Source organism: Candidatus Symbiopectobacterium sp. NZEC135, from assembly GCF_025962695.1.
In genome coordinates this window covers 20846-32487 of the sequence record NZ_JAGFPF010000047.1, presented here as the reverse complement: position 1 = coordinate 32487, position 11642 = coordinate 20846, and the positions used below count along the sequence as shown (strand labels likewise).

The 11642-nt window shown below is 51.0% G+C and carries 13 protein-coding genes and 1 pseudogene; 9 read left to right on the top strand and 5 right to left on the bottom strand.

Annotation, left to right across the window (positions count from 1 at the left end; all coding sequences use genetic code 11):
- The first annotated feature begins 2 nt into the window (after window positions 1–2).
- The 3 genes from J5224_RS18450 (at window position 3) to J5224_RS18440 (ending at window position 1957) form a co-directional block, all read left to right on the top strand.
- Complete coding sequence (locus tag J5224_RS18450) at window positions 3–920, top strand: LysR family transcriptional regulator (RefSeq protein WP_264626742.1); 918 nt, start codon at window positions 3–5, stop codon at window positions 918–920.
- Window positions 921–1010: 90 nt separating this feature from the next.
- Window positions 1011–1361, top strand: coding sequence for a DUF1304 domain-containing protein (locus J5224_RS18445; protein WP_264626741.1), 351 nt, complete (start codon window positions 1011–1013; stop codon window positions 1359–1361).
- Window positions 1362–1384: 23 nt separating this feature from the next.
- Window positions 1385–1957, top strand: a complete 573-nt coding sequence (locus tag J5224_RS18440) for a hypothetical protein (RefSeq protein ID WP_264626740.1) — start codon at window positions 1385–1387, stop codon at window positions 1955–1957.
- Between the two features lie 106 nt (window positions 1958–2063).
- On the opposite strand, the gene spy is transcribed toward J5224_RS18440, so the two are convergent.
- Complete coding sequence (gene spy / locus J5224_RS18435; protein WP_264626739.1) at window positions 2064–2552, bottom strand: ATP-independent periplasmic protein-refolding chaperone Spy; 489 nt, start codon at window positions 2550–2552, stop codon at window positions 2064–2066.
- Between the two features lie 309 nt (window positions 2553–2861).
- Between spy and J5224_RS18430 the strand changes: the two genes are divergently transcribed.
- Both J5224_RS18430 and J5224_RS18425 read left to right on the top strand, forming a co-directional pair.
- Window positions 2862–3332 (top strand): MarR family winged helix-turn-helix transcriptional regulator, encoded by a 471-nt coding sequence (locus J5224_RS18430; protein WP_264626738.1) that lies wholly within the window; start codon window positions 2862–2864, stop codon window positions 3330–3332.
- Between the two features lie 88 nt (window positions 3333–3420).
- Window positions 3421–3846, top strand: coding sequence for an organic hydroperoxide resistance protein (locus J5224_RS18425; protein WP_264626737.1), 426 nt, complete (start codon window positions 3421–3423; stop codon window positions 3844–3846).
- Window positions 3847–3937: 91 nt separating this feature from the next.
- Here the strand turns inward: J5224_RS18425 and J5224_RS18420 are convergent, their stop codons facing one another.
- Window positions 3938–4234 carry a hypothetical protein gene (locus J5224_RS18420; protein ID WP_264626736.1) on the bottom strand — a complete coding sequence of 99 codons (297 nt, stop codon included), beginning with the start codon at window positions 4232–4234 and terminating at the stop codon, window positions 3938–3940.
- Window positions 4235–4440: 206 nt separating this feature from the next.
- On the opposite strand from J5224_RS18420, the gene J5224_RS18415 reads away from it, so the two are divergent.
- Window positions 4441–6453, top strand: a complete 2013-nt coding sequence (locus tag J5224_RS18415; protein WP_264626735.1) for an NADPH-dependent 2,4-dienoyl-CoA reductase — start codon at window positions 4441–4443, stop codon at window positions 6451–6453.
- A 19-nt stretch (window positions 6454–6472) separates the two neighbouring features.
- On the opposite strand, the gene rlmG is transcribed toward J5224_RS18415, so the two are convergent.
- Window positions 6473–7612, bottom strand: a complete 1140-nt coding sequence (gene rlmG, locus J5224_RS18410) for a 23S rRNA (guanine(1835)-N(2))-methyltransferase RlmG (protein ID WP_264626734.1) — start codon at window positions 7610–7612, stop codon at window positions 6473–6475.
- Between the two features lie 208 nt (window positions 7613–7820).
- Between rlmG and J5224_RS18405 the strand changes: the two genes are divergently transcribed.
- From J5224_RS18405 to J5224_RS18395, 3 genes and pseudogenes are all read left to right on the top strand, one after another.
- Window positions 7821–8819 carry a Gfo/Idh/MocA family protein gene (locus J5224_RS18405; RefSeq protein ID WP_264626733.1) on the top strand — a complete coding sequence of 333 codons (999 nt, stop codon included), beginning with the start codon at window positions 7821–7823 and terminating at the stop codon, window positions 8817–8819.
- A gap of 349 nt (window positions 8820–9168) precedes the next feature.
- Window positions 9169–10122, top strand: coding sequence for a TerC family protein (locus tag J5224_RS18400; protein ID WP_264626732.1), 954 nt, complete (start codon window positions 9169–9171; stop codon window positions 10120–10122).
- Between the two features lie 20 nt (window positions 10123–10142).
- Window positions 10143–10398, top strand: a pseudogene (locus tag J5224_RS18395) (transposase); the annotation flags it as partial.
- A gap of 89 nt (window positions 10399–10487) precedes the next feature.
- Here the strand turns inward: J5224_RS18395 and J5224_RS18390 are convergent.
- Complete coding sequence (locus J5224_RS18390) at window positions 10488–10745, bottom strand: hypothetical protein (RefSeq protein WP_264626731.1); 258 nt, start codon at window positions 10743–10745, stop codon at window positions 10488–10490.
- Complete coding sequence (locus tag J5224_RS18385) at window positions 10729–11115, bottom strand: nitrogen fixation protein NifS (RefSeq protein ID WP_264626730.1); 387 nt, start codon at window positions 11113–11115, stop codon at window positions 10729–10731. Before J5224_RS18385 ends, J5224_RS18390 begins: the two co-directional genes overlap by 17 nt.
- Between the last annotated feature and the right edge of the window lie 527 nt (window positions 11116–11642).

The following is an 11642-nucleotide window of genomic DNA, read 5'->3' as shown; positions in this document are numbered from 1 at the left end:
AGATGGATCGCTTTGACGCAATGCAGGCTTTTATTCGGGTGGTCGAGTCGGGCAGTTTTACCAAAGCCGCTGCCACGTTACAGATGAACAAAACCTCTGTTACGCAGTTAATCCAGCAACTCGAGACCCGATTGCGCGTCAAACTCCTGAACAGAACCACCAGAAAGGTGCATGTTACCGCCGATGGCGCGGTGTATTACGAGCATGCCGTCCGTTTGCTTGCCGCGATGGATGATGCAGAAACCAGCCTCTCCAACGCCGTTACCACGCCCAGAGGTAAGCTGCGCATTGACGTTCCCAGTCCGTTGGCTCGTCTGATTTTGGTGCCGGCTTTGTCTGAATTTTACGCACAATACCCTGATATCCAGATCGATCTCGGTGCCAGCGATCGAAAGATAGACATGGTCAGGGAGAATGTGGACTGCGTGATACGCGCAGGCGATATCTCGGAGCAATCACTGATTGCCCGCCATGTGGGAGATTTGACGATCGGAGCCTATGCCGCACCGCATTATCTGGCTCGCGCGGGGACACCAACCCACCCCCATCAACTGGAGCAATCAGCGCATTATCTGGTCGGCTATCTGAACTCACAAACCGGAAAGGTTGCGGCACTGGAAGCGAGCCATGATGGCAACACGGTCAGGACTAACGGGCGTTATCAGCTTGCCGTTGATGATGGCAATGCCTATCTTGCCGCTGGCCTGGCAGGACTTGGCGTTATTTTATTGCCCACCTACATGGCAAAAGCGCATGAGGCGCGTGGCGAATTGCACCGGCTGTTCGAACAGTGGACATTTAGTCCAATGCCGCTTTATCTGGCTTTTCCCCCAAACCGGTATTTAAGCGCCAAGCTTCGGGTGTTTATCGACTGGGTAATTGAACTTATGACTCACCACGCACCAAAGTGTGCCCAGTGATCGGCAGGACGTTAAACATTACTTATTCATAACCCATGCAGTTCACCTATACTTTACTCCCCTACATCACGGTTTCGAGAAGGCTTGATTGTGCTGGCAAACATTCTAATTGCCCTGGTTGCAGCGATACATGTTTACATCCTCGCCCTGGAAATGTTCTTGTGGAACACCCGCGTTGGTCGTAAAGCCTTTAATCTCCACGCTGATTTTGCTCGCGACACTAAGACAATGGCCGCAAATCAGGGTTTGTACAATGGTTTCTTAGCCGCTGGATTACTCTGGGGGTTATGGCTGGGTGAAGCAGGTTTTCAATTTAAGGTCTTTTTTCTGGCCTGCGTTCTGGTTGCCGGACTGTACGGTGCCCTCACCGTAAGCCGGAAAATTCTCTATGTTCAAGCAATGCCCGCATTGATCGCGCTCATCGCGCTGATGAGTCACTGACGCATATTTAAAAGGATGATGGCATGGATGCATTAACCTATCCCTACACCTTACAGGATTTATTGTCTCTGTATGAGTTTGAACCCCTGCTTGAGCCACTACACCGGGAGAAGCACTATAACGCGCTGATTGATTGGGCAGAAAAGGAAGTGCTGTTTGGTAATGATTCCGAAACGCTGCTTATCATTGCGTCGTTTTGCCTGGACGTAAAGCTGGATTATGACGAGATAAACGGTTATCTCGATCGCTATCTGTATGAGAATAAAATAAAAAGGCCCAGCGTAGATACCAGTGCCTTAGTCTGGCTGAAGATACAGATGTGGTATTTGCTGAACACCCCAAACGCCAAGGGCATAGAAGAGAGCTTATATCTGTTCTCTCAGCACTTTTTCGACTTTGGCCCACGTTTTTTTTCAAAAACCACACACTATCTGAACACCCTCTATTACCAACTGTATGACAGCGGCTGGGGGGATTATCCGTCCAAGGCTGAATCCATGGACGAACAGGCGATTTTACAGTTCGTTAAGGCGCGTATACGCCCGCTTTATCGCAAGCTAACCCATAATGAGTGGCTTACATTACTCGCACGTTAACCGTTGGCCGGTGAACATCTGGCGTAAAAAAACCGCCTTCTCATCTGCCACCCAATAAACAGGCTTGCACGGTGAGTAAGGCGGTTGTCAGAAGAGAAAGGCTGAATTACTTAGCCGCAGCCTTCTCAGCGGGTTCCATCATCTTGTGATTGATGCGGTTATCAAAATTCGCGTTAAACTGCTTTTTCTGCTCAGGCGTCAGAACGTTATAGATCTTGTTCTGCGTCTCCAAGCGGCTCACCATCCGCGCTTTATGAATCTCATCCTGCTTATTGACCTGCGCTTGAGCTTTCGCCATATCGAACGTGTCGGAGGCAATCACATCACGCATTGCGCTGTGTTCATCCTGCATCACTTTGCGCATGTTATCGCGTGCATCGCGCATGATATCCCCAACCTGTTTTTTCTGCGCCTCGGTCAGGTTAAGATCTTTAAGCATCCACTCTTCATGCATGCCGGTACGAGGGCCACCGCGTTCACCTTTCATCATACGAGCTTCATGACCGTGGCCTTTTTGAGCATCGTTCGCATGCGCAATACCCGCCGCGCCAAACGCCAATGTAGATGCCACCAGAATCGCTGTCAGTTTACGCATAGTGCTATCTCTCTCTTTCCAGGTTACTCGTTAACGACGATTGTCGTCTTGACGGTATTGAGTATAGGCCGTGCAACTTCGAGTTAATTAGCGTAAGGGTAAATCTCTGCAAGTTCCGCCTCCACAATTGCGTCAAATGTGGAGAATGCGGAGAAACTATGTAAACCCTGCAAGGAAAACGTTAAGACACCTGTAGTCTAGATAAAAATGAAAATATAAAATTACTAAAATCAATCCATTATCAAAAAACAAAGTTTTTCACTCTTAAATCGCTTGCTATTTAATCCTTGTCTATCTAGATTGTATTTCATGAACAAGAAAACGCAGACAGTACCAACATCATTGCCAGCGCAAGCCTACCAGCTTGACGGACAACTCTGTTTCGCGCTCTATTCGGCCAATCTGGCAATGAATAAAGTTTACCGAAAACAGCTGGCAGCACTGTCACTCACCTACCCCCAGTATCTTGTTATGCTGGTGTTGTGGGAGCGCGACGGGCTTACGGTGTCGGAACTGGGTGAACAGCTCTATTTGGATTCCGCTACGCTGACGCCGTTGCTCAAGCGATTGCAACAATCCGGTTTGGTCAGCAGAACGCGCAGTGCGGAAGATGAACGCCAGGTGCTGATTCGGTTGACGGAAGAAGGCCGCGCATTGCAACAAAAAGCGCGCGCCATACCGGAAAACATGCGGTGTGCCACGCAGTGTGATGACAGCACGCTGCAAGCGATGAAGCAGCAGTTAGAATACCTGCGTGCCAGACTGATTGAGAATCTTTGATGGCCGCTTATCTCGACGTTTTATTTCGACCATTTAAATAGCACGCGATTTAGTATCGCGATAAAAAATAGCCTTTAGGAGTTACACCATGTCTATTGAAAAAGTACTGTATGTCGCTCACGCAAAAGCCACCGGCGGACGCGATGGTCGCGCCGAATCCTCCGATCAGCAACTGAGCGTCAAATTGACGACACCGCGCGAGCTGGGCGGTGCCGGTGGCGAAGGGACTAACCCGGAACAGCTGTTTGCCGCAGGTTACTCAGCCTGTTTCCTTGGCGCGTTGAAATTTGTCTCCAGCAAAGAAAAAATTGCACTGCCAGCAGCGACCACCATTGAGGGAAGCGTCGGCATCGGTGCCGCACCAACCGGATTTGCCATTGAAGTGGAATTGAAAATTGATCTGCCGGGATTGGCGCGTGAAACCGCGCAAGCGCTGGTGGAAAAAGCCCATATCGTGTGCCCGTATTCTAACGCCACACGCGGCAATATCGACGTAACCCTGACGCTACTGTAAGAAGTCACGCAGCGTCATGCAAACGGCAGTCTTCTGCCGTTTGCTCAGCGAGCACCAACACCAGTGGAAAAAACAGGACAAATCAAACCGATCAGGGAAGTGAACGACTAAAGGCGGAGGCATCCTTCGCCAAGGCGTCAATATAGGCGCCAATCATTTTAATGCGCTGCACCAGGGGATTTCGTTCCGGCGACGCATCCATAGAATTTAACTGAATCACTAACTTTTCGATTTGCGCGCACAGCTCCGCTTCCCGCTGTTGGGCCTGCGTGAGCTGCTGCTGCCAGCGTTCACGATCCTGACGCCAGCCTTGCTGCTGCAACCTGACACAACGTTCCAAATCGGTAAGCGCACTTTCCAGCGCCGGTTCCCACTCATCCACCCACATAGCGATTCCTTAGCACCCTGATCCCGCGAATTATAATGATTGTTGGCACGGACAACAAACCTTCTGGCACACCGCCCGATTATCACGTGTCGCCGCAGGGAATGACATAAATCACATTAAATAAACATTTATTTCACATAACATCCAACACTCGCTACAGTTAACTCATCAGACCAGTTTCTTGCGCGGTTTCTGCGGAGAGCATCATGCACGCCTACCCCAAGCTTTTTTCGCCGCTCAATTTGGGCTTCACCACGTTAAAAAACCGCGTCATCATGGGTTCGATGCACACCGGTTTGGAAGAGCATCCGCAGGGCACTGAACGGTTGGCGGCGTTTTATCGAGAACGCGTGCAGGGCGGCGTAGCGCTGATTGTTACCGGCGGTATTGCACCCAACGCCAAAGGTGCCGTGGTCGCTGGCGGGGCGACGCTTGAACATGAAGAACAGCTCCCTCACCATCTCCCGATCACCACTGCGGTACATGAAGCAGGAGGGAAAATTGCGCTGCAAATTCTGCATGCCGGGCGCTACAGTTATCAACCCGATCCCGTTGCGCCTTCCGCCCTTCAGGCACCGATCAGTCCCTTCCTTCCCCACGCCATGACTCATGAAGAGATTTTACACACCATCGCTGATTTTGCCCGCAGTGCGGCGCTGGCCCAGCAGGCAGGCTATGACGGTGTGGAAATCATGGGCTCCGAAGGGTATCTGATTAATCAGTTTCTGGTCGAACGAACCAACCAGCGGAATGACGATTGGGGTGGCAACGAACAGAACCGCCGCCGCTTCGCGTTGGAAATTGTGCGTGCCGTGCGCCGTGCGGTCGGGCCACACTTTATTATCATCTATCGTCTGTCCATGATCGATCTGGTGGAATCCGGCTCCTCATGGCAAGAAATAGAAACGCTGGCTCAAGAAATGGAAGCCGCGGGTGTCACGTTGCTTAACACCGGTATTGGCTGGCACGAAGCACGCATCCCGACCATCGCAACGCAGGTGCCGCGCGCGGCCTTTGGCTGGGTGACCCAGCGTTTGATGGGCAAGGTAAAGATACCGCTTATCACCACCAACCGCATCAACGATCCGGCTCAGGCAGAACAGATGCTGGCACAGGGCTGCGCCGATATGGTGTCCATGGCGCGCCCCTTTCTGGCAGATTCGCATTTGCTGGAGAAAGCAGAAACGGGCCGCAGCGATGAGATCAATACCTGCATCGGCTGCAATCAGGCCTGTCTCGATCGTATATTTGTCGGCAAGGTGACGTCATGTTTAGTCAACCCGCGCGCCTGCCACGAAACAACACTCCCGGTGATCGCCACAGACACACCGCAACGCGTTGCCGTCGTCGGTTCTGGCCCGGCCGGGCTCGCTTTTGCCATTAACGCAGCACAGCGCGGCCATGCAGTGACGCTGTTCGAAGCGGACAGTAACATCGGCGGTCAGTTTAATCTGGCCCGGCAAATTCCCGGCAAACAGGAATTCACGGAGACGCTGCGCTATTACCGCCGTATGTTGGTGCTCACTCACGTTTTGGTACGTCTTAACACCACCGCCACGGTAGACGATCTTAAAACCTTTGATACCGTTATCTTGGCATGTGGCATAACGCCGCGCACGCCGGAGATTCCCGGCATTGATCACCCAAGCGTGGTGAGCTACTTACACGTGCTGCGCGATAAGGTTCCCGTTGGCAAGCGGGTGGCGATTATCGGTGCAGGCGGTATTGGTGTTGATATTGCCCATTATCTGAGTGCACCACCGCACGCCGATTTCTATGCCGAATGGGGTATCGACCGCACGCTTGATAAACGGGGGGGCTTATTACCGCTCGCCGCCGGAGCACCCGATGGCGCAGTGCATCAACATGAAATCGTGCTGCTGCAACGCAAGGCTGGAAAACTGGGTGAACATCTTGGTAAAACCACCGGATGGATACACCGGGCACAGCTACTGCGCCACGGCGTGCGCTTCATGGACAGCGTGCAGTATCAGCGCATTGACGATGCCGGGCTGCACATTATTCATGAGGGCCAAGAGATATGCATCGCCGCCGACACGGTCATCGTCTGCGCAGGACAGGATTCACGGCGCGAGCTCTATGCACCGTTGCAGGCCAGCGGATGCGCCGTACATCTGATTGGCGGTGCGGATGTCGCCGCCGAACTGGATGCCCGGCGGGCCATCGATCAAGCCACCCGGCTGGCGCTAACGCTATAGCCGGTTACTCAAGCCCCGCTCAGCGAGACGATGCCAGCTTGACCGCGCGCAGCACCACGAACTTGTTGTTGCCTGCCAGCTGTTCGCAGTTGCCAAACAGGTGTTTCAGCTTTGGGTAGTAGTTGAGGTGGCGATTGCCTACGATACGCAGCTCACCGCCATGCGCTAAACAGCGACGCGCGTCGCTGAACATATTCCAGGCCAGATGGTCGGTTATGGTCTGCTGCTGGTGGAACGGCGGGTTGCACAGCACGGCTTGCAGCGAATCAGGGGCAATGTTGGCCAGCGAGTTATTCACCACAAAACTGGCACGCGGCAGATCGTGTGGACGGTTGATTTCCACGTTCATGCGGCTGGAAGCCAGCGCCATATGAGATTCATCAATAAAGCTAACCAGCGCGGAAGGATTCTGCGCCAGCGCCACCAGCCCGACAATCCCATTACCGCAGCCTAAATCCACTATTTTGCCTTCAATATCACTCGGCAGGTGCTGCATAAAAAAGCGCGTACCGATGTCCAGGCTACCGCGTGAGAACACGTTGGCATGGTTGTGGATGCGGTAACCATACCCCTCCAGCTCCCACTCAACGGTTGGTGAATACTTACCTACATTGATTTGCGCCACGTCGCAGTGAATCAGGCGTGCCTTTTTCCACGCCAGCGACGTCCGCGTCGGGCCAATGATTTTTTCAAACAGTTGCAACGTGGAAGTGTGAATGTCGCGCGCCTTCGCACCGGCAATAATTCGTGTGTGTGGAGCGACTACCGTGCGCAGCATATGGAGCTGATACTCCAGCATCGCCAGCGTTTTTGGCACCTTGATAACCACCAGCGATGGCGCATCGGGTAATGCCGTCAGGCTGTCTTGCAACGCAACGGATTCCGGTGCAAAACCGTTGAGCGACAAATTATGCCGCGTCGCCAATTGGCTCAGATAGCTGTCACTGACACAGAGCGGCGCATACGCGTGTAATCCACAGGCCAGCGCGCCGAATGTGTCGTTCAGAATCACAACGGGCCCAGGCGCAAGCTCCATAGCGGCAATCTCGTTAAGCAAAAACGCGTCTGCGGCTTCCCAGGCTTGTAAGGTGGAATTCTCAGACGTTTTCGGATAACGCACCAACGTGAGCGTTCGCGTTTCCAGTTCCAATTGGCTCATCGGCCTCTCCCGCGTCATAAAGGTTGCGCAGTGTACCCCGTAACGTTGGGCAGCAGTAAATGCTTTTCGTCAGCCAGGGCGAATCTGACCACATGACCTTCTGTTGCCGTGGTTTTCCCCTACGCAGAACCGCGACGCGACGATTGCCTTGCGCCCACATCATGTTACTCTGTTTTTCTCACGCTCTCGCCAGGAACATCGATCCGTCATGATTCGTTTCGCTATTGTAGGAACCAGTCAGATCACGCGCCAGTTTGTTGATGCTGCACATGAAACCGGTAAGATGAAATTGATCGCCATCTACTCCCGTTCGCAGGAAAAAGCGCAGCAATTTCAAACGGACTATCTGGTTGAACACTGTTTCACCTCTCTGGAGGCGCTCGCCCAGTCCGATCTGATTGATGCGGTCTACATCGCAAGCCCGAACAGTTTGCATGCGGAACAATCCATCCTGTTTCTCGAACATGGCAAACATGTAGTCTGCGAAAAACCGTTGGCATCGAACCATGCCCAAGCGCAAAGGATGATTGCCTGCGCGAAAGCCAATCACGTCGTATTGTTTGAAGCCTTCAAAACCGCGAGCTTGCCCAATTACGCCGTGGTGACGCAAGGCCTGGCGCGCATTGGTCGGCTACGTAAAGTGTTTCTGAATTACTGCCAATATTCTTCCCGTTACCAGCCCTATCTGGCGGGAGAGAACCCCAACACGTTCAACCCAGCATTTTCCAACGGCTCCATCATGGATATTGGCTACTACTGTCTGGCCTTCGCCGTCAGTCTGTGGGGAGACCCCCATAGCGTTCAGGCCAGTGCGGCCCTGTTGGACAGCGGCGTGGACGGACACGGCAGCGTCGTACTGAATTACGGGGACTTTGACGTGATTATCGCGCATTCCAAGGTGAGCAACAGCGCCATTCCCAGCGAAATTCAGGGGGAGGAAGGATCGCTGGTCATCGACAGACTGTCGGAATGCCAGCAGGTGAGTCTGGTGCCGCGCAACGGTCAACGAATCGATTTATCCCAACCGCAGCATATCAACAGCATGCTGTATGAAGTGGAAACCTTTGCCTCACTGGTTGCCCAAAATGACGTTAATCACGCCTTTCTGGCACGTTCTCTTACCGTCGTACGTTTGCAAACAGAAATTCGCCGTCAGACCGGCGTGGTGTTCCCCACTGACAGCAGCGCACTTTCTGAGGAGCAATAACGGAGCAGGTGAAAAGCGTTCACAGAATTTGACCTGGATCGACTTTTCACCTATCTTTGCTGATGCAAAGGGGAGTAACTTTTCCGCCGATTAATCGTCATTACGAAGTCACGTGTCAAGCTTGCTGTAAAGTGAGCAGAGATGTGCTTCCGGTTATCGGGCAATACCAATGAGCATTCCGCATTGGCGTTGTAAGTGAGACCTTGCCGGAAGGCGAGGGACATTTGCAACGCGAGTGACCAAACGACCTGTGTCTTCCGATACATGTCGTTTTTTTTTATCTGGTCCGCTACCGCGCCAGATAAAAATGAGGCCTGACGGTGTTAATTTTTGTTGCAAGGAACCTGTTATGAACTCCATCGGTACGCCGTGGTTGTGGGGCAGCTTCGCTGTCATCGTTATCGCCATGCTGGCGGTAGACCTGCTCTATCAAGGGCGCAAAGGTGCCACCACCATGACATTTCGCCAGGCTGCCGCCTGGTCATTGATTTGGGTTACGCTGTCGCTCGCCTTCAACGCTGGATTCTGGTGGTATCTGAAAGGCACGCTCGGCGTAGAAGTCGCCAACACGCAGGCCCTCGCCTTCCTCACCGGCTATCTGATCGAAAAAGCACTCGCCGTCGATAACGTCTTCGTCTGGTTGATGCTGTTCAGCTATTTCGGCGTGCCCGCGCAGTATCAGCGGCGTGTGCTGGTTTATGGCGTGCTGGGCGCCATCATCCTGCGAACGCTAATGGTATTTGGTGGAAGTTGGCTGGTGACGCAGTTCCAGTGGTTGCTCTACGTATTTGGCGCGTTCTTGCTGTTCACCGGCCTGAAAATGGCGTTTTCCAAAGACGATGGCGGCGATCTTGGCGACAAGCCGATGGTGCGTTGGCTACGCGGACACCTGCGGATGACGGATACCATTGAAAACGAACGCTTCTTCTTGCGGCGCAACGGGATTCTGTATGCCACCCCGCTGTTTTTAGTCTTGATTCTGGTTGAAATCAGCGATGTTATCTTTGCCGTTGACAGTATCCCGGCTATTTTTGCGGTTACCACCGACCCGTTTATTGTGCTGACCTCCAACCTGTTTGCCATTCTGGGGCTGCGCGCCATGTATTTTCTGCTGGCTGGCGTGGCGGAGAAGTTCTCGCTACTCAAGTATGGCCTGGCCGTCATCCTGGTGTTTATCGGCACCAAGATGATGCTGATCGACCTGTTCCATATTCCTATCGCTATCTCTCTGGGCGTTGTTGCCGGCATTCTGACCATCACGCTGCTGATTAACCTGTGGGTGAATCAGCGCGCCGCTCGCTAAGCCGCTTATCGCCTCCGTAAAAGGAGGCGATTTATACCGCCAATACCACCAAATCACTGAACAGCGTTATTCGGACAGAAATAAAGAACCGCAAAGTATTTCCAACAGATAAGTCGATGCATAAGGTGATTTAGTTAGCGATAGAATCCGCATAGAAAAAGTGGAATATGCCTATCTGGAACTGGCGACTGGCAACTGGCAATAAGCCATTTTATTATCAAGTTAGGTGGTCTCCTGAGCGACCACCTTTCATACGTTGGCAGGTACACAAAATGATAGGCAAGCCTTAAGAAGAATTAATATGAAGAATATGACTACCAGCACTGGCTTGCCATCCATTTTATCCTGAAAAATACTTCCACCTTTTACCCTCGACCACTGCTACTGCCGATTGGGCCGCCAACACAAGTACCAGAACCTGTCGGAGTGGGGTTACTTGGGCTATAAAAACCTCCAGGCCAGGAACAACTTTTACCGAGGATGGTCTCTATAGCAGTTGTCCAAATAGTTTGGGCTCCAGTTGCCCAGTCACCACTTCCACCGCCACCATTGCCTCCTGATACTAAAGACAGTGCTAATTCATCGGTAATTTCTTTCAAAATTATATTATGCTTTTCTTTCATTATCTAACTCCTCTATTCGTTTGAAAACACGACAAGTAATACTGCTCGCATACTCCATCACACTTAAATAAATAATATTTTTTTTATTAAACCCTCCTCTGTAGAACTGATATTGAAGTCCAGGAGCACAGATAAACAACCTGGCTTTTTGTTCAATAAGTTTCTGTATATCGGATTCTGTGTTATCCCTTTCTATACTCCAGTTTAGTTCTCTTTTCTCTAACTCCACTTTCAGCTTCGATATATAGTTATTTTCCGTATACACCCCAAATAAATTCCCGAAAAAACCAGCTCCATTAACACCCTGCATTGGGCTACGTCCAAGCATTGGAGATGGCATGTATATGAAGTATATCTTTTCTTTTTCCATTCTAACTAACTGAACCTTTTTTAAGATTGACCGTTACCCAAACCATATTTATCCAGGGGACCATAAAAACAGAACATGGTGTTCAGAAACTGCCACATCGCACGATAACATAGTGATAAATCGTTGCTAATATCGACATAAAAAACCTCAGCAAAATAATATTTTTATCACGCTACTGACCATCTCACCATCGATTATTCGTTAATATACACGTGACTATTTTTATCTTAATCTTCTTTGAACTGCAATACACAAAAAGTAAACAAAGTAACATGATCAACATTAACTTTATTAAGCGTAAATCACACTCTAGTTAACTATCTTTTTTATGAGGCTAGATACTTTACAAACAATCTTTCCTATTACCGCTACACTTTAGCCAACCCACACTTCTCTCTGGGTCATGTTTTCATTATTTCCATAAAATGGCATACTTTCTTTGTTAAGCAACTATTACATCGAAGACAACAATGATTTCGGGTTATTATGTCATGTAATACCAGCACATCCCTTTCAATGTAGTTCCT

What these genes read in the sequence shown, in the direction of transcription:
- J5224_RS18420 (WP_264626736.1), bottom strand. Translation starts at nt 4,234, where the DNA reads ATGTGGGTGGATGAGTGGGAACCGGCGCTGGAAAGTGCGCTTACCGAT.
- J5224_RS18400 (WP_264626732.1), top strand. Translation starts at nt 9,169, where the DNA reads ATGAACTCCATCGGTACGCCGTGGTTGTGGGGCAGCTTCGCTGTCATC.
- J5224_RS18440 (WP_264626740.1), top strand. Translation starts at nt 1,385, where the DNA reads ATGGATGCATTAACCTATCCCTACACCTTACAGGATTTATTGTCTCTG.
- J5224_RS18405 (WP_264626733.1), top strand. Translation starts at nt 7,821, where the DNA reads ATGATTCGTTTCGCTATTGTAGGAACCAGTCAGATCACGCGCCAGTTT.
- J5224_RS18430 (WP_264626738.1), top strand. Translation starts at nt 2,862, where the DNA reads ATGAACAAGAAAACGCAGACAGTACCAACATCATTGCCAGCGCAAGCC.
- spy (WP_264626739.1), bottom strand. Translation starts at nt 2,552, where the DNA reads ATGCGTAAACTGACAGCGATTCTGGTGGCATCTACATTGGCGTTTGGC.
- J5224_RS18450 (WP_264626742.1), top strand. Translation starts at nt 3, where the DNA reads ATGGATCGCTTTGACGCAATGCAGGCTTTTATTCGGGTGGTCGAGTCG.
- J5224_RS18385 (WP_264626730.1), bottom strand. Translation starts at nt 11,115, where the DNA reads ATGGAAAAAGAAAAGATATACTTCATATACATGCCATCTCCAATGCTT.
- J5224_RS18425 (WP_264626737.1), top strand. Translation starts at nt 3,421, where the DNA reads ATGTCTATTGAAAAAGTACTGTATGTCGCTCACGCAAAAGCCACCGGC.
- J5224_RS18415 (WP_264626735.1), top strand. Translation starts at nt 4,441, where the DNA reads ATGCACGCCTACCCCAAGCTTTTTTCGCCGCTCAATTTGGGCTTCACC.
- J5224_RS18390 (WP_264626731.1), bottom strand. Translation starts at nt 10,745, where the DNA reads ATGAAAGAAAAGCATAATATAATTTTGAAAGAAATTACCGATGAATTA.
- rlmG (WP_264626734.1), bottom strand. Translation starts at nt 7,612, where the DNA reads ATGAGCCAATTGGAACTGGAAACGCGAACGCTCACGTTGGTGCGTTAT.